The sequence below is a fragment of the Streptomyces rubiginosohelvolus genome (assembly GCF_014649875.1).
GTDB lineage: Bacteria > Actinomycetota > Actinomycetes > Streptomycetales > Streptomycetaceae > Streptomyces > Streptomyces rubiginosohelvolus.
In genome coordinates this window covers 342982-367022 of the sequence record NZ_BMTW01000001.1, presented here as the reverse complement: position 1 = coordinate 367022, position 24041 = coordinate 342982, and the positions used below count along the sequence as shown (strand labels likewise).

Annotated in this window: 21 protein-coding genes and 1 riboswitch; of the genes, 12 read left to right on the top strand and 9 right to left on the bottom strand. The window is 72.6% G+C overall.

Features of this window, described 5'->3' with window-relative positions:
* Window positions 1-20: 20 nt before the first annotated feature.
* Window positions 21-320, bottom strand: coding sequence for a chorismate mutase (locus tag IE134_RS01635; RefSeq protein WP_010058694.1), 300 nt, complete (start codon window positions 318-320; stop codon window positions 21-23).
* Window positions 321-675: 355 nt separating this feature from the next.
* Between IE134_RS01635 and guaA the strand changes: the two genes are divergently transcribed.
* From guaA to IE134_RS01605, 6 genes are all read left to right on the top strand, one after another.
* Entirely contained in the window at window positions 676-2262 is a 1587-nt protein-coding gene (gene guaA / locus IE134_RS01630) for a glutamine-hydrolyzing GMP synthase (RefSeq protein ID WP_098020007.1), read from the top strand.
* 129 nt (window positions 2263-2391) lie between these two features.
* On the top strand, window positions 2392-3003 hold the full coding sequence (locus IE134_RS01625) for a Uma2 family endonuclease (RefSeq protein ID WP_030709048.1): 612 nt from the start codon (window positions 2392-2394) through the stop codon (window positions 3001-3003).
* A 43-nt stretch (window positions 3004-3046) separates the two neighbouring features.
* On the top strand, window positions 3047-3817 hold the full coding sequence (locus tag IE134_RS01620; RefSeq protein WP_030709046.1) for an SAM-dependent methyltransferase: 771 nt from the start codon (window positions 3047-3049) through the stop codon (window positions 3815-3817).
* An 80-nt stretch (window positions 3818-3897) separates the two neighbouring features.
* Window positions 3898-4686, top strand: a complete 789-nt coding sequence (locus IE134_RS01615) for a class II aldolase/adducin family protein (protein WP_189429422.1) — start codon at window positions 3898-3900, stop codon at window positions 4684-4686.
* A gap of 113 nt (window positions 4687-4799) precedes the next feature.
* Window positions 4800-6068: a hypothetical protein gene (locus tag IE134_RS01610; RefSeq protein ID WP_030709041.1), complete on the top strand. Its 1269-nt coding sequence runs from the start codon at window positions 4800-4802 to the stop codon at window positions 6066-6068.
* A gap of 104 nt (window positions 6069-6172) precedes the next feature.
* A complete protein-coding gene (locus tag IE134_RS01605; RefSeq protein WP_089116305.1) occupies window positions 6173-6685 on the top strand; it encodes a DoxX family protein in 513 nt (170 codons plus the stop codon).
* On the opposite strand, the gene IE134_RS01600 is transcribed toward IE134_RS01605, so the two are convergent.
* Both IE134_RS01600 and IE134_RS01595 read right to left on the bottom strand, forming a co-directional pair.
* A complete protein-coding gene (locus IE134_RS01600; protein ID WP_078614327.1) occupies window positions 6592-6855 on the bottom strand; it encodes a hypothetical protein in 264 nt (87 codons plus the stop codon). The genes IE134_RS01605 and IE134_RS01600 overlap by 94 nt on opposite strands.
* Complete coding sequence (locus IE134_RS01595) at window positions 6842-8191, bottom strand: PspC domain-containing protein (protein WP_098895260.1); 1350 nt, start codon at window positions 8189-8191, stop codon at window positions 6842-6844. Before IE134_RS01595 ends, IE134_RS01600 begins: the two co-directional genes overlap by 14 nt.
* 257 nt (window positions 8192-8448) lie before the next feature.
* Here IE134_RS01595 and IE134_RS01590 point away from each other — a divergent pair, with 257 nt between their 5' ends.
* Together IE134_RS01590 and IE134_RS01585 are read left to right on the top strand one after the other, a co-directional pair.
* On the top strand, window positions 8449-9735 hold the full coding sequence (locus IE134_RS01590) for an ATP-binding protein (protein WP_030709033.1): 1287 nt from the start codon (window positions 8449-8451) through the stop codon (window positions 9733-9735).
* A complete protein-coding gene (locus tag IE134_RS01585; protein WP_010058682.1) occupies window positions 9732-10427 on the top strand; it encodes a LuxR C-terminal-related transcriptional regulator in 696 nt (231 codons plus the stop codon). Before IE134_RS01590 ends, IE134_RS01585 begins: the two co-directional genes overlap by 4 nt.
* 22 nt (window positions 10428-10449) lie before the next feature.
* On the opposite strand, the gene IE134_RS01580 is transcribed toward IE134_RS01585, so the two are convergent.
* Complete coding sequence (locus IE134_RS01580; protein WP_189429419.1) at window positions 10450-11529, bottom strand: C40 family peptidase; 1080 nt, start codon at window positions 11527-11529, stop codon at window positions 10450-10452.
* A gap of 201 nt (window positions 11530-11730) precedes the next feature.
* Here IE134_RS01580 and IE134_RS01575 point away from each other — a divergent pair, with 201 nt between their 5' ends.
* Window positions 11731-12084, top strand: a complete 354-nt coding sequence (locus tag IE134_RS01575; RefSeq protein ID WP_010058679.1) for a hypothetical protein — start codon at window positions 11731-11733, stop codon at window positions 12082-12084.
* A 55-nt stretch (window positions 12085-12139) separates the two neighbouring features.
* On the opposite strand, the gene IE134_RS01570 is transcribed toward IE134_RS01575, so the two are convergent.
* The gene (locus tag IE134_RS01570; protein WP_189429417.1) at window positions 12140-13336 is read right to left on the bottom strand and encodes a C40 family peptidase; all 1197 of its coding nucleotides are present in this window, start codon (window positions 13334-13336) and stop codon (window positions 12140-12142) included.
* Window positions 13335-13501, bottom strand: a riboswitch (cyclic di-AMP (ydaO/yuaA leader). Its footprint overlaps the gene before it by 2 nt.
* A 290-nt stretch (window positions 13502-13791) precedes the next feature.
* Here IE134_RS01570 and pcrA point away from each other — a divergent pair.
* Window positions 13792-16230: a DNA helicase PcrA gene (gene pcrA / locus IE134_RS01565; protein WP_098020012.1), complete on the top strand. Its 2439-nt coding sequence runs from the start codon at window positions 13792-13794 to the stop codon at window positions 16228-16230.
* 68 nt (window positions 16231-16298) lie between these two features.
* Here the strand turns inward: pcrA and IE134_RS01560 are convergent, their stop codons facing one another.
* Window positions 16299-18047, bottom strand: coding sequence for a M23 family metallopeptidase (locus IE134_RS01560; RefSeq protein ID WP_030709025.1), 1749 nt, complete (start codon window positions 18045-18047; stop codon window positions 16299-16301).
* Window positions 18048-18253: 206 nt separating this feature from the next.
* Complete coding sequence (locus IE134_RS01555) at window positions 18254-19171, bottom strand: esterase/lipase family protein (RefSeq protein ID WP_189429415.1); 918 nt, start codon at window positions 19169-19171, stop codon at window positions 18254-18256.
* A 399-nt stretch (window positions 19172-19570) separates the two neighbouring features.
* Between IE134_RS01555 and icmB the strand changes: the two genes are divergently transcribed.
* On the top strand, window positions 19571-19984 hold the full coding sequence (gene icmB / locus IE134_RS01550; RefSeq protein ID WP_010058670.1) for a coenzyme B12-dependent isobutyryl CoA mutase small subunit: 414 nt from the start codon (window positions 19571-19573) through the stop codon (window positions 19982-19984).
* Window positions 19985-20116: 132 nt separating this feature from the next.
* Here icmB and IE134_RS01545 read toward each other — a convergent pair whose 3' ends face one another.
* Complete coding sequence (locus IE134_RS01545) at window positions 20117-21778, bottom strand: DUF5691 domain-containing protein (RefSeq protein WP_030709021.1); 1662 nt, start codon at window positions 21776-21778, stop codon at window positions 20117-20119.
* Window positions 21779-21894: 116 nt separating this feature from the next.
* On the bottom strand, window positions 21895-23349 hold the full coding sequence (locus IE134_RS01540) for an SWIM zinc finger family protein (protein WP_050513579.1): 1455 nt from the start codon (window positions 23347-23349) through the stop codon (window positions 21895-21897).
* A gap of 174 nt (window positions 23350-23523) precedes the next feature.
* Here IE134_RS01540 and IE134_RS01535 point away from each other — a divergent pair, with 174 nt between their 5' ends.
* Window positions 23524-23949, top strand: a complete 426-nt coding sequence (locus IE134_RS01535; RefSeq protein WP_030709018.1) for a hypothetical protein — start codon at window positions 23524-23526, stop codon at window positions 23947-23949.
* Window positions 23950-24041: the final 92 nt, after the last annotated feature.

Here is a 24041-nt window from a genome sequence, read left to right as displayed (position 1 = left end):
CGCGCGTTGCCCGCCGGACCTCAGACCCGCCCGCGGCACAGCTCCAGGAGCGTCATCGCCAGCGCGGTGCCCGGCTTGCCCAGCGCGTCCCTGTAGTGGCCGAGCACGGCCGTCTCACGGGAGAGGTTGACCCGGCGGCCGCCCGAGGTGATCCGGGCCTCCTGGATCACCGCCGAGACGGCCATCCGTTCCTGGACGAGGCCGATGATCCGGTCGTCGAGGGCGTCGATACGCTCCCGGGCCCCGCCGATCAGGGCGGCGGCCTCGTCGGTGTGGGCGCCGGTGGCCGTGGTGGTGTCCGTGGTGCTGATGCTGCTCATGGTGGTGACTCCTGATGATCGGAGGCCACCCGGGGCGAACGGGCCCGGATACGCAGAACGCCCCGGGCCTGCTGGCCCGGGGCGCCTGGAACGTTGCTTGTCAGTAGCTCAAGCAGCACGACCATGGCAGCCGGCGGGCCGGATGCCATAGGTAAAGACGAAGGTCGTGTGCTGACGCATGGCGGACAGTATGGCCCTGATTCCGCCGCCCCGACAAAACGGGGCCCGGATCGTGAGACGCGACAGGGCGCGACCGGTGGCGGGGGCACCCCGCCACCGGCCCGGCGGAGGGTCCGCGCACGGCCGGTAGAATCGGAAGAACCGACCCTCATCACCACCGCCGGAAGGCCGCCCCGTGCCAGCAGCACCCCCCGCCGCCCCCGACGCCACGGCCGACGTGGTCCTCGTCGTCGACTTCGGCGCGCAGTACGCCCAGCTCATCGCCCGCCGCGTCCGTGAGGCCCGGGTCTACAGCGAGATCGTCCCGTCCACCATGCCGGTGGCCGAGATGCTGGCCAAGAACCCCCGCGCGATCATCCTCTCCGGCGGTCCTTCGTCGGTGTACGCGGAGGGCGCTCCGTCCCTGGACCGCTCGCTGTTCGAGGCCGGGGTGCCGGTCTTCGGCATGTGCTACGGCTTCCAGCTGATGGCGACGACGCTCGGTGGCACGGTCGACGACAACGGGGCCCGTGAGTACGGCCGTACCCCGCTGCACGTCACGAAGGCGGGCTCGACGCTCTTCGAGGGCACGCCCACCGAGCAGCCGGTGTGGATGTCGCACGGCGACGCCTGCTCGGCCGCCCCCGAGGGCTTCACGGTCACCGCCTCCACCGACGTGGTCCCGGTCGCCGCCTTCGAGAACGACGAGAAGAAGCTCTACGGCGTCCAGTACCACCCCGAGGTCCTGCACTCCACCCACGGCCAGCAGGTCCTGGAGCACTTCCTCTACCGCGGTGCGGGCATCGAGCCGAACTGGACCACCACCAACGTGGTCGAGGAGCAGGTCGCCCTCATCCGCGAGCAGGTCGGCGACAAGCGCGCCATCTGCGGTCTCTCCGGCGGTGTCGACTCCGCCGTCGCCGCCGCGCTCGTCCAGAAGGCCATCGGCTCCCAGCTCACCTGCGTCTACGTCGACCACGGCCTGATGCGCAAGGGCGAGACCGAGCAGGTCGAGAAGGACTTCGTCGCCGCGACCGGCGCGAAGCTGAAGGTCGTCGACGCGGAGAAGCGCTTCCTCGACGCCCTCGCCGGGGTCTCCGACCCCGAGGAGAAGCGGAAGATCATCGGCCGCGAGTTCATCCGCGTCTTCGAGCAGGCCCAGCTGGAGATCCTCCAGGAGGAGGGCCCCGAGGTCGCCTTCCTCGTCCAGGGCACGCTCTACCCGGACGTCGTGGAGTCCGGCGGCGGCACCGGCACCGCCAACATCAAGTCCCACCACAACGTCGGCGGTCTCCCCGACGACATCGAGTTCCAGCTCGTCGAGCCGCTGCGCCAGCTGTTCAAGGACGAGGTCCGCATGGTCGGCCAGGAGCTCGGCCTCCCCGAGGAGATCGTCCAGCGCCAGCCGTTCCCCGGCCCCGGCCTCGGCATCCGCATCGTCGGCGAGGTCACCAAGCACCGCCTGGACCTGCTCCGCGAGGCCGACGCCATCGCCCGCGAGGAGCTGACGGCGGCCGGCCTGGACCGTGACATCTGGCAGTGCCCGGTGGTCCTCCTCGCCGACGTCCGCTCGGTCGGCGTCCAGGGCGACGGCCGCACCTACGGCCACCCGATCGTGCTGCGCCCGGTCTCCTCCGAGGACGCCATGACGGCCGACTGGTCGCGCCTGCCGTACGACACGCTGGCGAAGATCTCCACCCGCATCACCAACGAGGTCGCCGACGTCAACCGCGTCGTCCTCGACGTGACGAGCAAGCCGCCGGGGACCATCGAGTGGGAGTGACCCCTCCCGGGCTCGGCTGAGCCCCCAGGTCAACGCCGATGCCGTCGCTCATTCGTTTGGGCGGCGGCATTGTCGTATCGGATGGGTACGCTGAGTGAAGAGACGAGACTTCGGCGTATGGGAGCAACTATGAGCGCCGCACCCGAGGACAGGCTTGAGCAGGAGCCGAACCGGTGGCCGGTCCCGCCGGAGGGCGGCTGGACGGCGGACGACCTCGACCGGATTCCGGGCCTCCCGCCCCACACCGAGCTGATCGACGGGAGTCTCGTCTTCATGAGTCCGCAGCGGAAGTTCCACACACGAGCCATGTGGCTGCTGGAATCCGCCCTTCTCGCCCACGTCCCCGCGGATCTGGACGTCGACCGGGAGATGACCATCAGGCTGGACACCAGCAACCGCCCGGAGCCCGACCTGCTGGTGTACCGCGCGGAGGCGGACACCGGGCCGGACCAGACCTGGTACGCACCGGAGGACGTCGTCCTCGCCGTTGAGGTCGTGTCCCCCGATTCTCTGGAGCGGGACCGAGGAGTCAAACCGCGCAAGTACGCCGAGGCCGGGGTCAAGCACTTCTGGCGGGTCGAGCAGGGCGACGACGATCTGCCCGTCGTCTACGTCTACGAGCTCGACCCGGCGACCCACACCTACACGCCCACCGGAATCCACCACCAGAAGATGAACCTGTCCGTTCCCTTCCCGATCGACGTGGACCTCAGCGAGATCCACCGCCGGGGCCGCCGGTAATTCCCTGGCACGGGCCTCCCCGCCCGTGCCAGGCTCCTCCACCATGTCCGCCGAAGAAGTCCGCGCCATCGTCGCCGCCCCCGGGAACGACCGCCTCATCTGGAACACCCCGCTCTCCGAGGAACACGCGGCCCGGCTGATCGCGGCCTGCGACCCCGCCCCCGGCGCGCGGATCGCGGACCTCGGCTCCGGCTGGGGCGAACTGCTCATGCGGCTCGTGGAGTCCGCGCCCGGGGCCACCGGGGACGGCGTCGAGACCGACCCGGACGCCGTGGCGCGCGGGCGGAAGCTCGCCGGGGAGCGGGGGCTCGCGGACCGGGTGCGGTTCCACCCGACGCCCGCCGCCGAGTGGACCGAGGCAGGCTACGACCTCGCCGTCTCCATCGGCTCCTCGCACGCCTGGCCCGGCGCCACCGCCCGGGAGTCGACCGTGAACGCGCTCACCGCCCTCGCCGCCGCCGTACGCCCCGGCGGACGGGTGCTGTTCGGCGAGGGGATCTGGCAGCGGGAGCCCACGCCCGCCGCGCTGGAGGGCATCGGCGCCGAGCCCGGGGACTTCGGCTCGCTGCTGGAGCTGATCCGGCTGGCGGAGTCCGTCGGGCTGCGCGCCCTCCAGGTCACCGTCGCCGACGAGCGCGAATGGGACCTCTTCGAGTCCGAGGGCCCGATCGGCCGCGGGCAGCGCTGGGCCCTGGCCAACCCGGACCATCCGCTGCACGCCGAGGTGACGGCCGAGATCGACGCCCGCCGCACCGGCTACTACGGCGGCTACCGCTCCTCGTTCACCCTCGCCTATCTGGTGCTCGGCACCTGACCCGGGCCCACCCCTTCTCACCGACCCCACCCGGCGGTAACTTCCGGTCCTGTACGCCTCTGGGAACGTGAGGAGCCGCCATGTCCGAGCAGATCGCCGTGTCCGACCCCGCCCCGATCCCCGTCGAGCAGCTCCAGTTCGCGATGCCGCCCGTGCACGCCTCACCGGCCGAGGAACGCACGTACCGCAGGGAACGGCTGGCGGGCGCGCTGCGGCTGTTCGGGCAGCTCGGGTACGAGGACGGGGTCTCCGGGCACATCACCGTGCGCGACCCCGAGCTGGCGGACTGCTTCTGGGTCAACCCGTTCGGCGCGCCCTTCGCCGACATCGCCCCCGGCGACCTGATCCTCGTCAACGGCGACGGCCAGGTCGTCCAGGGCCGCTTCCACGTCAACCAGGCCGCGTTCGCCGTGCACGCGGCGGTGCACCGGGCCCGCCCCGACACCGTGGCCGTCGCGCACACCCACTCCACGCACGGGCGGGCGCTCGCCGCGCTCGGGGAGCCGATCGAGCCGATCACCCAGGAGTCCTGCGCCTTCTACGAGGACCACGCGCTGTACGACCACTACTCCGGGGTCGTCGTGGACGAGGACGAGGGCCGGCGGATCGCCGCAGCCCTCGGGCCGCACAAGGCGTTGATCCTGCGCAACCACGGGCTGCTGACCGTGGGCGACTCGGTGGACGCGGCGGCCTGGTGGTTCCTCACGCTGGAACGCGCCTGCCAGGTGCAGCTGCTGGCGCGGGCCGCCGGGAAGCCCGTGCTCATCTCGCACCGGGACGCCCTCACCACCCGCGACCACCTCGGCAGCGACCTGGTGGCCTGGATCAACTACCAGCCGCTGTGGCAGCGGATCGGTCGAACGTTCTGACGACACCCGCCCCCGGCCCGCCCCGATGCGGGACCCGGCCGTTCGGTACGGCACAATTCGCTGATATCGCAAGTGAGTTGGCTGTACCGGGGCGGGAAAGGGCGTAATCCTCCGTGGCGTTGGACGAAACCAGGACGAGCGGCACGCACAGCGGCGGCTGTACCTGCGGCGACTGCCCGCACGGAGCGCGCCGCGGACACCGGAACGCGGTCGCCGCGTTCCTCGCCAAACGCGACGAACTCGCGGCGGGCAACGGGCTGCCCGCCGGGGTCGCCCAGTCTCCCTCCGCCTCCCGGCAGTGGGTCTCCGACGAGCTGACCGGGTCCGCCCGCGCCGTCGCCGAACGGGCCCGGGAGGCCGGGGACGTCTGGCCGCACCAGGTCTGGCGGTCCACCCTGTTCACCGTCTGGGGTGCGGCCGGGGCGCTCCTCGTCGGGGTCTGCGTCACCGCGATCGGGGCCGGCTGGTCCACCGCCCGCACCGCCGCCCTGCTCGCCGCCCTCGTCACCGCCGGGCTGCTCACCGTCGCTGCTCGCTTCCACCGTGCCCGGGGCGGCCTCCTCGCCCCGCTGATCGGTGAGGACAACCGGCTCTCCACCTCCCGGACGGTCGCCGCCTCCTGGGTCCTGCTCGCCGTCTTCGCCGTCCTCGTCCTCGCGCTGCAACTGGCCGGGGCCTCCGACCCGGACGACCGGGACGCGCTGATCGAGGGGCTCGACCTCGTGCGCTCCGCCGGGGTCGTGGCCGTGCTGGCCCTGGTCTGCGCGGTCGCCGTCGTCGTGCGCCGCGTCGTGACCGTACGGGTGCTGGGCCGGCGGCTCCAGAAGCTCCGCGCGGACCGGCCGCGCGCCGCCGACCTGCTCACCGACGACTCCGGGCGCGGGTCGTTCACCGATGTGCAGTACGTGCTGGTCAGCGCCGTCGCCGTGCTGTTCGCCGCGGTCCGCCTCGCCCGCCGCCCCGAGCAGCTGCCCGACCTGCCGTGGGGGCTCGCGCTGCTGGTGGCCGTCTCGGCGGCGACCTACTTCGCCGGGAAGTACGCGGAGGGCGGCCGGCCCGTCGTGCTGTCCGTCGTCAGGGCCCGGGAGGCCGGAGACCTGGACGCCCCGATCCGGACCGGCGACGACATCGAGATCCGGGGCGCGGGCTTCGTACCGCCCGGCGCGGGCACCCCCGACCGGCTGGCCCGGCTCGTCGTGCGGATAGGGACCGTCCACGTCCACGTCCCGCTGGTCCCGGTCGCCGGGGGCTTCGCCAACCCCACCGACACCGTTCTCACCGTGCCCGTCCCGGTCGAGGTCGAGCCGGGGACCGTGGACGTCCAGGTCGTCACCGCCGCCGGGGTGGAGACCGACCGGGTCCCGATCGACGTCACCGACTGACCGCCGCCCGCTTTCACCGATCTGCCCCGCAACCCTGGTGAGCGGCGCGCCGAAGGCGTACGTATGGTCGAAGTGACGGGACATCGGGAAGTGGGGCAGCGGTCATGAACGGTTACGGCGAGCGGGGTTCGTACGGACTGGGCGAGCGCAGGACACTGAAGGAACAGGCGGGCGTCTACGCCCTGCTGCCGCTGCGGATCTTCCTCGGCGTCACCTTCGTCTACGCGGGCCTCGACAAACTCACCGACAGCGCGTTCCTGTCCGCGACCGGCAACGGGTCCATCGGCGAGATGATGCGCGGCGTGCGCGACTCCTCCGCGATCCCCGCCCTCGTCGACCTGGCCCTGAAGAGCCCCGAGGGCTTCGGTTACGCCATCGCGATCGGCGAACTCCTCGTCGGCCTCGGCACCCTCGTCGGCCTCTGGGCCCGGCTCGCGGCGCTCGGCGGCGCGCTGATCTCGCTGAGCCTCTGGCTGACCGTGAGCTGGCAGGCCACCCCCTACTACTACGGCAACGACCTGCCCTACCTGATGGCGTGGCTGCCGCTGGTGCTCGCGGGCGCCCCGCTGTTCTCCGCCGACGCCTTCCTCGCCGCGCGCCGCCGCCGCAGCATGTAGGCAGCCCAGGTCACCGTCGCGGCCAGCCACAGCCCGCCGAAGAACAGCGGCAGGAAGAACGTCCACGGGACCTCCCAGGCCCCGGCCGCGTCCGCCGCGTACCCGGCGGCCAGGCCCAGCATCACCAGACCGGCCACGGCCCTGCCGGGCCGGAATTCATGACGCAGCACGGGTGACCTCCACCTGTCCGATGCCGACTTCCACATCCAGTTCGACCGTCCCGGCGGGCTTCGTGCCCTTCGGAGGCGGCAGCGTGCGCTCGGTCGACTCGCCGTTGTTGATCCGGACCTGGACCCGCTGCCCCTCCTCCAGACGGACCTCCCCGAGACCCGCCTCGGCGCGCACCTTCACTGTCACGTCCGCCGGGACGACCACGGCCGCCCGCCCCGCCGCCACGTCGACCTCCGTGCGCACGGTCTCGCCCTGGGGGACCTTCAGGCCGGACAGGTCCAGCCGGGCGTCGCCCGTGCTCAGTTCGTAGCGCGGCTGGACGGCGGTCACCGTCGCGGGCCGCCACTCCTGGCGGGCCCACGAGGTGTCGATGTCCTTCGGCAGCACCGCCGCGCCCGCCAGCAGGCCAGCCGTGACCATCGCCATGAAGACCGTGCCGAAGCCGGTCCGCCCCAGCAGCGACGCGATCAGCAGGCCGAGCCCGAAGACGGCGAGAGCCGCGACCAGACCGATCTGCAGGGCGGTCCCCAGCGGCTGGTGCTCCCAGCTCAGCCCGGTGCCCAGACCGCCCGCCACCAGCGCCGTCAGGAAGACCGGGCCGCCGATCGAGCGCGGTCCGCGCGGCTCGGGCGAGGGCTGCGGTGTCCGGAACGGGGCGTCCGGAGTGGGCCGCCGGGCCTTCGCCCCGGCCCGCGCCGCCTCCGCGTCGGTGTCCGGCGGTCCCCACAGATAGCCGGAGCCGACCGGCCCGGTGGTGCCGTCCTTGACGATCGGGTCCCGCCACCACGACGGGCTGCCCGGCTTCGGCGGGGCCTTCACCTCCGGCGGCGGCGTGCCGAGCCCGCCGGTGTGCGCGGGTCCCGGAGGAGCGGCCGGTGCGCCGGGCGGGGCCGCCGGCGCCTCCGGGTCCGCCGTCCGCCGGGACTGCGTCCACACGGCGAAGCCGACGACGGCCACCGTCAGCAGCGCGGCGAACGACAGCATGCCCCGGTTGTGCAGCATCGACAGGAAGAGACCGCAGCCGATCAGCGCCAGCAGCAGCGCCACCAGGGACGCCCCGTCGACCCGGCCCGAGAGCAGCTTGCGCGCCTCGTTCTCGTCCTCGCCCTCGGCGGGCAGCAGCAGCCAGGCGAAGCCGTAGAAGATCAGCCCGATGCCCCCGGTCACCGACAGCACGCCGACCACGATCCGGAAGATCACCGGGTCCACGTCGCAGTACCGGCCGAGCCCGCCGCACACCCCGGCGATGACCTTCTGCCGTGGGGTGCGCCGCAGCGTCGGCTTCGGCGCTTCGGGGGGCGCGACGCCGGGAGCGGTGTTGGAGGGAGCGGTCATGCCTCCATGGTGACGGGCCGGACCGCCCGCCGGGACCCGCCCCGACCCTGGACGGTCCCTGATATTGCCCGCGTACGCCCCTGAAGGGCGCGGCAGGGGAGAGATGCCGGCACCAGGCGTGGCCGGGAAGGGGCGCCGGCACCAGGCGTGGCCGGGGAGAGGGGCCGGCACCAGACCGCACCCGGGGGACAGCATCAGGGTCAGTTCGGGGGCTGACCCTGATGCCGCCCCGCGCCCGCGCGTGTGACGATCGGGGTATGCCCGCCGCCACCGCCCGAGCCGCCAGCTCCCTCTCCGCCGACCCGGAGGAGCCGCCGCTGCGCAAGCTCTACCGCAGCGCCGACGGCCGGCTGCTCGGCGGCGTCGCGCGCGGGCTCGCCGGACACCTCGGACTGCCGGTCGCCTGGGTGCGGCTCGTCTTCCTCGGACTGTTCGTCACCGACGGCCTCGGCGCCCTGCTCTACGCGGTGTTCTGGATCGTCGTCCCGCTCGGCGTCGGCGGCGTCGAGCCCTCCCGCTCCGTCTTCGAGACCGTCGCGGACGGCCGCCGCAGGCTCCGCAAGCCGGACAAGGGCCAGGTCTTCGCCCTGGTCGCCCTGACGATCGGGGCCGTCGCGTATTTCGTCAACGTCGACATGGGCGGTGAGACCGGCCGCTACATCTGGCCCACCCTCCTCATCGGCGCCGGCTCCGTCCTGGTCTGGCGGCAGGCGGACAACGCCCGGCGGGCCCGCTGGATGGAGGTCAGCCGCAACCGCAGGCTGCTCCACGTGGCCCGCGGCCTCGCCGGGGTCGCCCTGGTCGGCCTGGGCCTCGCCGTCTTCCTCGTCGTCCGTGGCTCCGCCGCCCAGCTCGGCAATCTGCTGACCGCCGTCATCGCCGTGCTGACCGGCATCTTCCTGCTCGCCGGCCCCTACCTCGTGCGGCTGACCCAGGACCTCTCCGAGGAGCGCCTGATGCGCATCCGCGCCCAGGAGCGGGCCGAGGTCGCCGCCCACGTCCACGACTCCGTGCTGCACACCCTCACCCTGATCCAGCGCAACGCGGACGACGCGGGCGAGGTCAGACGCCTCGCCCGCGCCCAGGAACGCGAGCTGCGCAACTGGCTCTACAACCCCGAGGGCACCGGCAAGGACGAGGACGACGAACCGGAGACCCTGGCCGAGGCGGTCAAACGGGCCGCCGCCGAGGTGGAGGACAAGCACGGCGTGCCCCTGGAGGTCGTCGTGGTCGGCGACTGCCCCCTCGACGAGAAGCTGTCCGCGCAGATGCAGGCCGCGCGCGAGGCGATGGTCAACGCCGCCAAGTACGGTGGCGAGGGCGGGGCGGTCCAGGTCTTCGCGGAGGTCGAGGGCCGCACGGTCTTCGTGTCCGTACGGGACCGGGGGCCGGGTTTCGACCTGGACGAGGTTCCCGGGGACCGCATGGGCGTACGAGAATCAATCATCGGCCGGATGCAGCGCAACGGCGGGAGTGCCCGGCTGCGTTCGGTGCCCGGCGGGGGCACCGAGGTCGAGCTGGAGATGGAGAGGGCGAGCGAATGACCGAGAACACCGAAGCCACCGGGGGCCCGGAGCGACGGGTACGGGTCGTGCTCGTCGACGACCACCGGATGTTCCGCACCGGGGTGCAGGCCGAGATCGGCCGCACCGAGGAGACCGGCGTCGAGGTGGTCGGCGAGGCCGCCGACGTCGACCAGGCGGTCACCGTCATCACCGCGACCCGTCCCGAGGTCGTCCTCCTCGACGTCCACCTCCCGGGCGGCGGCGGCGTCGAGGTGCTGCGCCGCTGCGCCCCCCTGATGGGCGCGGTGGAGAACCCGGTCCGCTTCCTCGCGCTGTCCGTGTCGGACGCCGCGGAGGACGTCATCGGCGTGATCCGGGGCGGTGCCCGCGGCTACGTCACCAAGACGATCACCGGCACCGACCTCGTCGACTCGATCTTCCGGGTCCAGGAGGGCGACGCGGTCTTCTCGCCCCGCCTGGCCGGCTTCGTCCTCGACGCCTTCGCCTCCACGGACGCCCCGCCGGTCGACGAGGACCTGGACCGCCTCACCCAGCGCGAGCGCGAGGTCCTGCGGCTGATCGCCCGCGGCTATGCCTACAAGGAGATCGCCAAGCAGCTGTTCATCTCGGTGAAGACGGTCGAGTCGCACGTCTCGGCGGTGCTCAGGAAGCTCCAGCTCTCCAACCGGCATGAACTGACCCGCTGGGCGACGGCGCGACGGCTGGTCTGAGGCCGGGGCGCGCTGACCGGACCTACGCCACCCGGGTCGCGCCCGCGAACGGCATCTGGTCGATCGGCGCGATGCGCACCGGTGCTCCCGGCCGCGGGGCGTGGATCATCTGGCCGCCGCCGATGTAGAGGCCGACGTGGCTGATCCCGGAGTAGAAGAACACCAGGTCGCCGGGGGCCAGTTGCGAGCGCGGGATGCGCTGTCCGGCGTTGATCTGGGTGTAGGTGGTGCGGGGCAGGCTCACGCCCGCCGCCTTCCAGGCCGCCTGGGTGAGACCGGAGCAGTCGAAGGCGTTCGGGCCGGTCGCGCCCCAGACGTACGGCTTGCCGATCGCGCCGTGGGCGAAGGCGATGGCCTGCCCGGCGCGGGAGTCGGGCGCCGACACCGGGGTACTGCGGGAGGTGGAGCGGTCGGCGTGGGCCGAGCCGCCGCCGTGCCGGGCGTCGGCGGAGCGTTCGAAGTCGGCGCGCTCGTCGGCCGTCAGGGTGTCCAGCAGTTTCCGGGCGTCGGCCAGCTTCGCGCGGATCGCGGTGCGGTGCTCGCGCAGTTCGGTGCGGCGGGCGGCGAGGCGTTCGGTCTCCTCGTCGGCGCGGGCCTTGACCTGGGCGATCCGGGAGACCTGCCGCTTGATGTTCCGCAGCAGCCCGGTCTGCCGGTCGCCCGCCCGGTCGAGGTACGAGGCGCGTTCCAGATAGGCGTCGGGGTCGGAGGAGAGCGCCAGTTGCAGGGCCGGGTCCAGGGTGCCGGAACGGTACTGCGCGGTGGCCAGCGAACCGAGCGCGTGCCGGGCGGTGTTGAGGCGGTCGGTGCGGCGGGCGGCCTCGTCGGTCAGGGCGTCGACGGTGCGGGTGGCGGCATCCGCCTTCTCCTTCGCCCCGTTGTACTTCTCGGTGGCGACCTCGGCGTCGTGGTACAGCCGGTCGACCTTCGCCTTGACCTGCGCCGCGGTGGGGGCCGGTTCGGCGGGAGCCGCGCCCGCCCCGGTGACCGAGCCGGCGGTGGCGGCCCCGGCGAGCGCCAGGGTGGCGGCGGTGCGGGCAGCAGGGCCGGTGAGCGGGCGCTGCTTGGGTTTTCGATGAGCTGACCTGCGGTGCGCTGCCACGGGGGCGGCATCCTTCCTCTCGGCTGTCCGCCGGGATGGCGGCGGGTCCGGGATGGACGCTAATCCCGGCGCGGAGAAAAGAGTCGCCATGACAGCTATTGCCCTGATGTGACGTTTCGCCGGTCACGGATGATCGAAGCGATCGAGGAAGGCTTGCCTCACTGAAAGGTAAAACGTTGGCCATGGCTAGGCTCCCGAGCCATGGACGTACTCATCAATGTCTTCGTCGCCCTGCACATCATCGGCATCGCCTCCCTGCTGGGCGGCTTCCTGACGCAGATGAAGGCCATGGGGGCGGGCACCGCCCGGTTCACCCCCGCGATGCTGCACGGCGCGCTGACCATGCTGGTCACCGGCGTGGCCCTGGTCGGCCTCAACCAGGCCGACGACCAGACCGTGAACAACGTCAAGATCGGCATCAAGCTGGCCCTGCTGGTCGTGATCCTCGCCCTGGTCTACGTCAAGCGCGACGAGGAGAAGGTCGACAAGGGTGCGTTCATCGCGGTCGGCGCTCTGACGACCGTCAACATCTTCATCGCCACGGTCTGGACCTGAGGCCGGACCTGCACTCTTCGGGGGCGGCCGCTCACCGGCCGCCCCCGCCGCCGTGTCACGCCGGGCGTACGCTCCCGTAGATCGGCATGTAGTAGATCGACTCCTCGCGCACGTTCGCACCCGGCTTCGGGGCGTGGATCATCATCCCGTCGCCCTTGTAGATACCGACGTGGCTGATGTCGTCGTAGAAGAAGACCAGGTCCCCGGGCTGGAGGTCGGACGTGGCGACCCGCGTGCCGACCTTCACCTGGTCCCAGGTGGTCCGGGGCAGGGTCACGCCCGCCTCCCGCCAGGCCGCCTGGGTCAGCCCCGAGCAGTCGTAACTGGAGGGGCCCGTCGCCCCCCACACGTACGGCTTCCCGATCTGGGCGCGGGCGAAGGCCAGCACCTTCTCCGCCTTGGCGGCGTAACCGCTGCCCGTGCCGGAGCCGGACCCCGGACCCGTGCCCGTACCGGCGCCCGATCCGGATCCCGAACCGCCGCCGGACTCCTTCGCGGCCTCCTCGCGGGCCTTCTCCTCGGCCTCGGCCTTCTCCTTCGCCTCGGCGGCCTGGCGGGCGGCCAGCTTCGCCGCCTTCTCCTTCGCCTCGGCCTCCTTCTTGCGTTCCAGCTCCGCCAGCCGCGCCTTCTCCTCGGCGGTCAGCCGGGACAGCAGCCCGCGCGCCTCGGTCAGCTTGGTCTGCACGTCCTTCTTGCTGGAGGCGAGTGTGGCCTGCGTCCCGGTCAGGGTCTCCAGGCTCTTCACGGCCTCCGCGCGCTTCTTCGCCGCCGACGCCTGCTGCGAACGGAAGTCGCTCACGGCCTTCTGCTGCCGCTCCGTCGCCCGGTCCATCAGCCGGCTCTGGTCGAAGTACCCCTGCGGATCGTCCGCGAGGAAGAACGTCGCCGTGGGCGCGATGCCGCCGTCGCGGTACTGGGCCGCCGCGTAGGAGCCCAGCGCCCGGCGCGCCTCGTTGATCCTCTCGGTCCGCTTCGCCACGTCCGCGAGCAGCGTGTCGACCTTCTTCTGCTGCGAGGAGGAGGCGGCCTTGGCCCGGTTGTACTCCTGGGTCGCCGAGCCCGCCTGCCGGTACAGGGCGTCGACCTTCTTCTGCACGTCCTCGATCGCGGGCTTCGGCTCCGCGGGCGCCGCCGTGGCGCTCTGCGTGGAGAGCAACGTCACCGAGGCCAGCGCGGCCGTCGTCAGCCCGACGGCGGGGGTGGTGGTGCGCACCTTCGTGCGCGGCTTGCGATGCGATGCCAAGACCGGCATCTCCTTCCGTGGACCGCCTACCGGGTTAGCTGTCGGGTTCGGACGGAACGGAAGGCTGTCCTACGGTCCGCATGCGAGGGCACGGACCGATTCACCCCGGTTCTGCGTGTGGGTCCCCGGTTCCGAACTGCCTGGAGGGCAGGACGAATTCGGCAGAGGTGTCCGTTAGGCGCGGTTCGCCTCAGGGAGGTACGGATCACCTGACCGAGCACGCTAGCCAAAGCGCCCCACCGCTGGGAAGGACGATGAGCGATATGCCCGATACATTTTCGTGACCTTTCCGGATCGGGGCTCCGACACCCCCTCCGACCGGGTGCTCCTTCACGGAACGTGGACGTCCGTTCTCCCTGCGTACGGGTGAGGGGCGGGCGATTCCCCGGTTCCGGCGGCCGCTTCCGACCGCTTCCCGGCTTCGGCCGAACGTTGTCAGTCCGGCCGCCTAGACTCGGGAGGCGATGAGCAGCCTCTTTGACGACAGTTTCCTGACCGGCCTCCAGCCCGCGGAGGACGGTCCCCCGCCGCCCCCCGAGGACCACGCGCCCGAAGCGGTGCCGGAGGGACTCTTCGAGGGCGTCTACGACGCGCCCCCGCCGCCCCGGGACGGGTACTACCGGGACGGCCACCCGCGCCCGGCGATCGACTCCGCCGCGCTGCTCGACGGGCTCAACACCGAGCAGCGCGCCGCCGTGGTGCACGCCGGGTCCCCGCTGCTCATCGTCGCCGGGGCCGGCTCCGGCAAGACCCGGGTGCTCACCCACCGCATCGCCCACCTGCTGGCCGAGCGCGGCACGCACCCCGGGCAGATCCTCGCGATCACCTTCACCAACAAGGCCGCGGGCGAGATGAAGGAGCGCGTCGAGCAGCTCGTGGGCCCGCGCGCCAACGCCATGTGGGTCATGACCTTCCACAGCGCGTGCGTCCGCATCCTGCGCCGCGAGTCGAAGAAGCTCGGCTTCACCTCGTCGTTCTCGATCTACGACGCCGCCGACTCCAAGCGCCTGATGGCCCTGGTCTGCCGCGATCTCGACCTCGACCCCAAGCGCTACCCGCCGAAGTCCTTCACCGCCAAGGTCTCCAACCTCAAGAACGAGCTCATCGACGAGGAGACCTTCGCCGGACAGGCCGCCGACGGCTTCGAGAAGACCCTGGCCCAGGCGTACGCGCTCTACCAGGCCCGCCTGCGCGAGGCCAACGCCCTGGACTTCGACGACATCATCATGACGACGGTCCACCTCCTCCAGGCCTTCCCGGACGTCGCCGAGCACTACCGCCGCCGCTTCCGCCACGTCCTCGTCGACGAGTACCAGGACACCAACCACGCCCAGTACACGCTGGTACGTGAGCTGGTCGGCCCGGTCGGGGAGAGCGACGCCCCCGCCGAGCTGTGCGTGGTCGGTGACGCGGACCAGTCGATCTACGCCTTCCGGGGCGCGACCATCCGCAACATCCTCCAGTTCGAGGAGGACTACCCGAGCGCGACGACGATCCTGCTGGAGCAGAACTACCGCTCCACGCAGACGATCCTCTCCGCGGCCAACGCCGTCATCGAGCGCAACGAGAGCCGCCGCCCGAAGAACCTCTGGACCAACGCCGGCTCCGGCGCCCGCATCACCGGCTATGTCGCCGACACCGAGCACGACGAGGCGCAGTTCGTCGCCGACGAGATCGACCGGCTCACCGACGCGGGCGACGCCAAGGCCGGCGACGTCGCCGTCTTCTACCGGACCAACGCCCAGTCCCGTGTCTTCGAAGAGATCTTCATCCGCGTCGGCCTGCCCTACAAGGTCGTCGGCGGCGTGCGCTTCTACGAGCGCAAGGAGGTCCGGGACGTCCTGGCGTACCTTCGCGTCCTCGCCAACCCCGAGGACACCGTCCCGCTGCGCCGCATCCTCAACGTCCCCAAGCGCGGCATCGGCGACCGCGCCGAAGCCATGATCGACGCCCTGTCGCTGCGCGAGAAGATCTCCTTCCCGCAGGCGCTGCGCCGCGTCGACGAGGCCTACGGCATGGCCGCCCGCTCCTCCAACGCCGTCAAGCGCTTCAACACGCTGATGGAGGAGCTCCGCACGATCGTCGAGTCCGGCGCCGGACCCGCCGTCGTGCTGGAAGCCGTCCTGGAGCGCACGGGCTATCTCGCCGAGCTCCAGGCCTCCACCGACCCGCAGGACGAGACCCGCATCGAGAACCTCCAGGAACTCGCCGCCGTCGCCCTCGAATTCGAGCAGGAGCGCGGCGAGGAGGAGGGCGCGGGCACGCTCGCGGAGTTCCTGGAGAAGGTCGCGCTGGTCGCCGACTCCGACCAGATCCCCGACGAGGACGAGGACGGCTCCGGCGTCATCACGCTGATGACCCTGCACACGGCGAAGGGCCTGGAGTTCCCCGTCGTCTTCCTCACCGGCCTGGAGGACGGCGTCTTCCCGCACATGCGGGCCCTCGGCCAGACCAAGGAGCTGGAGGAGGAGCGCCGCCTCGCGTACGTCGGCATCACCCGCGCCCGCGAACGGCTCTACCTCACCCGGGCGGCGATGCGCAGCGCCTGGGGCCAGCCCTCGTACAACCCGCCCTCGCGCTTCCTGGAGGAGATCCCGGAAGCGCACCTGGAGTGGAAGCGCAAGGGCCCGATGGCCGCCCCCGCCGGGCCCACCTCCGGGATCACGTCCTCGCTGTCCTCCTCCCGCTCCCGCTCCGGCCCCTCGGGCTTCGCGACCCGGCGCTCCTCGGACAAGCCGACGGTCTCCCTGGCCGTTGGGGACCGGGTCACGCACGACCAGTTCGGCCTGGGCACGGTGACGGCCGTCGAGGGCCACGGCGACCAGGCCAAGGCGACGGTCGACTTCGGCGACGAGCGCCCGAAGAAGCTGCTCCTGCGGTACGCGCCGGTCGAGAAGCTGTAGGACATGAGTGAGGGGGAAGGGCCTCGGCCCTTCCCCCTCACTCCCGTGCTCGCTCTTCCGCCGTTCGGTCAGGCCGGGTTGAGACCCTTGCTGCGCAGCCACACCAGCGGGTCGATCGCCGCGCCGCCGCCGGGCCGGACCTCGAAGTGCAGGTGCGGGCCGGTGGAGTTGCCCGAGTTCCCGGAGTACGCGATGACGTCACCGGCCTTCACCGGGCCCGAGCGGATCTTGGTGCTGCTGAGGTGGCAGTACCAGGTCTCGGTGCCGTCCGCGGCGGTCACGATCGCCATGACGCCGTAGGCGCTGTTCAGCTGGGTGCGTACGGTGCCGTCGGTCGCGGCCATCACCGGAGTGCCGTACGAGACGGGGAAGTCGATGCCCGAGTGCACGGACATCCAGTTGACGCCCGCCTGGCCGTAGTAGGCGGAGAGCCCGTGCTGCTTGACCGGCAGGACGAACTTGGGGCGCAGCGCCTCACGGCGTGCGGCCTCCTCCTCGCGCTTCTTCTTCTCCGCCGCCTGCCGCTCCCGCAGGTCGATGCGCTCCTGGGTGCGGCTCGCCCGCTCGCGGAAGTCGTCGCTGCCCTCGGAGAGCTGCGCCAGCTGGCTGTCCAGCCGGTTGTTCGCGGCGACCGGCTTGACCGTGCTGGGGTCGGCGACCGCCAGGGACGTGGTCGTCTCCTCCGGCTTCTCCTCGCCGCCGGGCATTCCGCCGACCGAGGCGGCCGCGATGCCCGCGACGCTCATCACGCAGGCGGAGGGCACCGCGACGGTCAGCAGGGCGGAGCGCTTGGCGGGGGTGCGGCGGCGGGCCCGGTTGCGCGGGGCGGGGGGACGGGCCGCGGTGCGGTTCACGGAGTACGGGTCGGGGAAGCCGTCCCCGGCGTCCTGCTCCGGCGTGACGTCCGGCGCGGCGTCCGGTGCGAAGTCGTGGGAGAGGGCGTCGAACTGAGCGGTGGCGGACGCGTCGGCCACCGTTTCACCGGCCGTGCCGTCCGCCTCGGCCGGCCTCTCGGGTGCCGTCATGTCGGCCTGCTGCTGTTCGTACAGCGAGTGCGACGTCTGTTCGGGTTCGTACGCGGCGTCCCCGGGCGTGGCGCCGGAGTTCCAGGCGGTCGCGTCGTAGGCGCCGGTGTCGTACGCGACCGCGCCGTACACGCCGGTCTCGTAGACCCCGGTGTCGTAGGCGTCGGCGGTGAAGGCGGTGGTGGCGTACGCCCCGGTCTCGTAGGCGTCAGCCCCGTAGGCGCCGCCGGTTCCGTACGCGGTGTCCGCCGGGTACGTACCGGTCTCGTACGCGGCCGTCCCGTACGCCCCGGTGCCGTACGTCCCGGTCTCGTACGCCTCCGCCCCGTACGCGGCGTCGGTGCCGTACGGGGCGGAGGGGAAGCCGGTGGTGGGGAAGGCGCCGGTGTCGGCGGTCGCCCACTGGCCGGTCAGGTCCTGGTCGTCGACCTGCTGCCAGGCCCCGGAGGTGTCCCACTGCTGCGTGGCGTGGGCCTGCTGGGTGTGGTCCTGCAGGTGCTCCTGGACAGCGTAACCGTCGTGGGCCGGCGTCTGCTGGGCGCCGGTGCTCCACGCGGAGGCGTCGTACTGGCCGCTGTGGTCCGGCTGTCCGGTCGCGTACGCGGTGGCGAATCCGGCGCCGTAGGTGTCCGGGGCGTACGTGGTGTCGCCGTATCCGGCGGCGGGGTGACCGACGTCGTAGCCGGTGTCGTGGCCGCCGGGGAGCGAGCCGAAGAGCGGGTCGGTGTCGAAGCTGCCGGTCGGTCGGTCGTCGTACCCGACGTGCCCGGCGTGGGGGTGCTGGTCGTTCACCAACGTCTCTCTCGCCTCGGCAGCAGGACTGTTCTGGGTCCCGGTCAGGGGTGTCCCAGGGGGAAGCAGTGGCCGCGACTGTACCCGGCGGTATGTGAGGACGACAATCTTCGACGGGTTTTGAGTCCGCAGGAAACGGGCAATCGAGCGTCTTTCGGCGGGCGGCAGACGCAGCCTTGGCCCTACGTTCGAGTGATGTTCTATTTTCAGGCCGCGGACGTCGCCCCGGCGGCGGTGGCGTCGTCCTCTCCGGCCTCCGGCGCTTCAAGAGCCTCACGGACCGCGGCGGCCACCGTGGGGTGCACGGGCAGCGCGAGGTGTCCGATGCCGGTGACGCGTACGTTCACCGCGTCGAGATCCGGGTGGTCGACGCACGCCGTCTCGACGGGGACCATCACCTGGTCCAGCTCGCTCCAGAAGCTCACGAACCGGGTCCGGCAGCCGGGGGCGGGACCGCGCAGCTCCTCGATCACCGAGGAACCGCCGCGCATCTGCCGCACGATGGGGTGAACGCCCGCCCCGGGGGCGACGGCGGTGCCGCCGTGCGGGGTCCCGAGCGTCACCAGGGTCCGCACACGCCGGTCACCGCCGAGCCGCTGTACGTAATAGCGGGCGATCAGGCCGCCGAGGCTGTGCCCGACGATGTCGACCCGGCCGTGCCCGGTGCGTGCGCAGACCTCCTCCACATGCCGGCCGAGCAGCTCGGCGGCGGTGCGGACGTCGCGCGTCAGCGGCGAGTAGTTGAGGGATGCCAGGTGGCGGCCGTGCCGGGTCAGCGCGCGGCGCAGGACGACGAACGCGGAGCGGTTGTCGATGAAGCCGTGCAGCAGGACGACGGGCGGCGTCGCGGCGGGCGTGGCCGGCAGGGCGGCGGTCACGGTCGTGGCCGTGGTCGGCGGATCGGTCGCGGCCGGAGGCCCGGTCCCGGCGGGCCCGGCCCCGCCCCGCTCGGGGGTGAGCCCGAAGGGGTAGACGATCAGGCGCCCGGTGAGGACGAACAGCTCCAGCGCGGTGGCGCCGAGCAGCGCGGACGACAGCCGGGGCCCCGGTAGCCGGGGGAGAGCCGGGAGGCGGCTGAGATGGGTGAAGCAGGTCAGCGGGGAGAGGGGTGGGGGGAGCTTCACGGCCTGCCTCCTGCACCGGCGTACGGAGGAGGCGGCCCCGTCCCCGTACGTTGTGGGTGGCGGGACGAGGAGTGCTGCTGGCCGGGCGGCCGGGGTCGTGGAGCCGTACCACCGTGCCGTGCGGCTGGCGGCGCGGTGGTACGGCGACCTCGTAGCGGCTCTCCTAGGGGGTGTCTTGCCGGTCAGGCCGGGCTCGGCCTGACCGGCAAGACACCCCCAGGCGCCGGGCCCCGCGCGGTCGGAACTCCGCGTGTTGCCGGGGACGACGCCTGGCGAACATGTCCCACGTGTGATTTCCCCCTCCCCGGCTGCCGCGAAACTGTGGCTTGCGGGATGCTGTGGATAACGTTCGTTCACATCCCCGTCCCTTCAGACGCGGGAGACCAGGTGGAGGCAGTGATGGGTGTGACCGGTCCGATCCGTGTGGTGGTGGCCAAGCCGGGCCTCGACGGCCACGACCGCGGGGCCAAAGTCATCGCGCGGGCGTTGCGGGACGCCGGTATGGAGGTGATCTACACCGGGCTCCACCAGACGCCCGAGCAGATCGTCGACACGGCGATCCAGGAGGACGCCGACGCCATCGGCCTCTCGATCCTCTCCGGGGCGCACAACACGCTGTTCGCCAAGGTGATCGAGCTGCTGAAGGCCCGCGAGGCGGAGGACATCAAGGTGTTCGGCGGCGGGATCATTCCCGAGGACGACATCGCCCCGCTGAAGAAGCTGGGCGTCGCGGAGCTGTTCACCCCGGGGGCGACGACGACCGAGATCGTCACGTGGGTCAACGCCAACGTCCGCCAGGCCGCCCAGACCTGAACGCCGGACCCGGGCCTGGGTGCCGTACCCAGGCCTGAACGCCGTACTCAGGCCTCGACGCCGTACCCGGGACGGGCCCGCCGTGCACGGGCCCGTCTCCGCCTCGGGACGTCCGCGCCTCCTTCGTCGCCGTCAGGCCATCAGCTCCGCCTCCATCGCGGCGCGCAGCCGCAGGGTGGAGACCAGGCGCTGGAAGGCCTCGGACCAGTAGCCGCCGGCACCCGGTGACGCGTCCTCCTGTTCGTCCTGCGCGGCCGTCAGGACCTCCAGCCGGTCGGCCTCGGCCGGATCCAGACAGCGTTCCGCGAGACCCATCACCCCGCTGAAGCTCCACGGATAGCTCCCGCCGTCCCGCGCGATGTCGAGTGCGTCGACCACCGCACGCCCGAGCGGCCCGGCCCAGGGGACCGTGCACACCCCGAGCAGCTGGAACGCCTCCGACAGGCCGTGCGCCGCGATGAACTCGGCGACCCAGGAGGCACGTTCTCCCTCGTCCAGAATGGCCAGGAGCTTCGAGCGCTCGGCGATCGAGGCCGTCCCGGGGCCGCTCGCCACCGGCTCCGACGGACGCCCGAGCAGGGCCCGGGACCACCGAGGATTCCGCTGCCGGACCGCCGCCCGGCACCAGGCGGTGTGCAGTTCGTCGGCCCAGTCGTCGGCGACGGGCAGGGCCACGATCTCGTCGGCCGCACGCCCGCCGAACCGCTCCTCCCAGACGCCGAGCGGGGTGGCCTCCACCAACTGCCCCAGCCACCACGACCGTTCGCCCCGGCCCGTCGGCGGGACCGCCGTGACGCCGTCGCGCTGCATGTCCGCGTCGCATTCGTGCGGTGCCTCCACGGCGATGGAGGTGACGGCCCCCGTACGGTCCGGATGCACACAGGAGAGCGCGCGGGCCGCCATCCGTCCGGCGAGTGCCGACTCGGGCAGGGCGGAGAGCAGTTCGGCGGCGGTGGCGCGGACATTGCGGCTGCGGTCGGACAGGGCCTGCTCCAGGAACGGCTCGTCGGCGCCGCTCAGCCCCGACCGCAGGGAGTCCAGGAACATCAGCCGGTCCTCGGCCCGTTCGGTCGGCCAGGTGGTGGCGAGCAGGGTGAGCGCGGCGGGCGGATCCTGTGCCCGTACGGCGTCGAGCAGCGCGACCCGCTCCGCGAACAGCCCCTCCTCCCACAGCCGGGCCACCGCGTCCGGGTCCGTGAGGCCGGGCTGCGGCGTACCGCTCGCGGAGCCCCGCAGGGCGAACTTCCAGTCGGGGTTCAGTCCGGCCAGCCACATCCCGCGCGGCCCGGCGAACGCGAGCGCCTGCGGGCGCAGGTCCGTCCGCGCGCGGGCGGCGTCCAGCAGCGCGGGCAGCAGGGCCGCCGGGGCACGGAAGCCCCGCCGGTTGGCGATGGCCAGCCACTGCGGGATGAGCTCGGTGAGGTCGGGCGCGGTCCCGCGCCGCCCGCCGCCCGAGGGGGCGGAGCGGTCGGCCAGCAGATGGGCGAGCCGGTGCCGGGCGGCCTCGGGGAGCGCCGGGCGCGGATCCGGGGCGGCGGGCTCGGGCCGGGCCTCCGGCACGGCGGGCAGCAGCCCGGCCCGCCGCCGCACGGTGTGCAGCGCGGCGGCGTCCAGCAGGGCCGCGGGGGCATCGGCCGGGACAGGGCCGCCGCGTGGTGCCGGCGGACGGCGGTCGGTGCCGAGGAGAGCGGAGGTGACCAGCTCCTCCCAGGGGAGGGAGCCGACAGATGCGGAAGTGGATGCGGTTGTCGTGGTGCCGGTGGTGGTTGCTGTGGAGCTGGTCGTGTGAGGCATCTGTTTCCCCTCCCGTGGCAGGGATGCGCGGATGTCGGACAGGAGCAGCGGACAGGGCGGTGCTGCGTGCGGGGCGGGGCGTGGGCCCGGTCCGTCGGCCGGCCCACTGGCCCGGGTCAGACCAGTTGGACGACCGGCCCGCCCGTGGTGCCTGCGCCTTCCTCCTCCTCGCCCGGGTCCCAGGCCGCGAAGGGTTCGAAGCCGCGGTGGCCGATCTCGCCGAACACGGTGACCGGGCCGCCGCCGGACAGGGCGACGAGCTTCCACAGGCCCGGCCGGGACAGCGCGGCCGGGGCGATCGGCAGCGCGGATCCGGTGCGGGTGCCTCCGTGGGTCTCGGCATGGGCGTCGGTACGGGCGACCGCGTGGGCGTCGGCCAGCTGCCAGCCGTCCTTGGACGGCACGGGTATGACATCGCGCAGGGTGGCCGGCCAGGCGTCCAGCCAGGGGTCGTCCCGCAGGGCGTTCCCGTAGACGGCCGGTGCGGCCGCCGCGGCGATCCCGGGCGGGGGACCGGCCGAGGTCGTGGCCCCGAACTGCTCGCCCAGCTCCGCCCGGAGCTGCCCGCCGCCCGGATACGGCGTCAGCTCGGCGTCGATGGTTGCCCCGACCGGCAGTGCCTGCGCCGGGGACCGGCCCGCCGCACCGAACGAGAGCAGCAGAGCGGTGCGGCCCGACCCCCGCCCGTACAGCCAGATCCGGCGGGCGACGATCTTGCCGTCGGGTGTGTCGTACTGCGCGAGGACCAGCCACTGGTCGCGGACCGGGGGGCCTTCGGCGGACACGGGCAGCCCCACTCTCGTCCGTACGGTCGCGGCCAGTGGATCCGGCAGCCGGTCCCGGCCGAGCCAGGCCGTGTCCAGCAGATGGAGCAGGCCGCACTCCTCCAGCAACCGGACCGGCCAGCCCGGTCCGGACCCGGTGATCGCGCCCAACTCCCGCACCCGGGCGGCGAGGCCGGGGGCCTGGGCGTCGACCATGCGGGCCGCGGTCTCCTCCCACAGGCCGTACCCCGAGCGGTCGGTCGCGGCCAGTCCGCCGCGCAGCAGGTCGGCCAGGCGCTGTTCCAGCTCCTGGGCACCGCCCGTGACCCGCTCCGCCCGGCGCTCCGCCCGCCTTCTGGCGGCGGCCGGGTCGGCGGGGCCCCGCGCGCTGTCGCCGCCCGCCGCAGGACCGCTCTCCCGCGCCGCGCGTGCGCGTCGGCCCGCGAGCCACTCCTCGGCCCAGTCGGCGGGCTCGGCGGGCCGGAACGCGCCGTCGTCCGACGCCCTGAGCAGCAACAGCCCCAGCGCGTGCTTGCACGGGAACTTCCGGCTCGGGCAACTGCACGCGTAGGCAGGCCCCGTGGTGTCGACCACCGTGCGATACGGCGTGCTTCCGCTTCCCTTGCACAGGCCCCACACCGCCCCCGACGCGTCGGACCCCGTGCCGGACCACGGACCCGCCGCGCCGAGGCGCGTGCCCGCCTTGCGTGATGCCGCGTCAGGAGCCAGGGCCAGCACCTGTTCCACCGACCAGCGCGCCACCGGGGCACCGGTGGGCGAGGACTCTCCCCCGTGAGATAGCTGCATGTCTCCGACGGTAGGGGGCGCCACTGACAATCCCCTCCGACCTGCTCCGATCCTGCTCCGACCTGCGAAGCCGCGGTCCGAGGAGAGATTTGACTTTGCCCTGCCTTTGCGTTTCTCTGCGGTCTCCGCGTACGGAACGGATCCGTGCCCGGGCCGATCCAGGGGGGATCCCAGATGAACCGCACCACCCGCACCACCCGCGCCCTCGCGGTGGCCGTCCTCGTGCTCGGACTCGGGGCCTGCTCGGCCGAGTCCGTGGACGAGGCGGTCGGCAAGGCGGTCGACAAGACCGTGGACGAGACCTACGAGGTCACGTACGAGGTCACCGGCACGGGCGTCGACGAGATCACGTACCACGGGGGTGGCGGCGAGGCGATGGAGCCCAAGCTGGAGACCGTCACCAAGCCGGCCCTGCCGTGGAAGAAGACGGTCGAACTGCGCGGCATCATGCCGCCCGCCGTCTCGCCGATCGCCCTGGACGCGGGCGGCGCCGACGTCACCTGCTCCATCACCTACAAGGGCAAGGTCATCAAGGAGGCGAAGGGCGAGGGCATGCTCACGGCAGGCGGCTGCGTCGCCGTGTCGCCGATCGTGGGCTGACCGGGCCGATCCGCCCTGGTCGGCCGACCCGGCCGACGGGCCTCCGGGGGAGGGGGCGACCGCTCGCCAACGGGCTCTGACCTGCGGTCAGG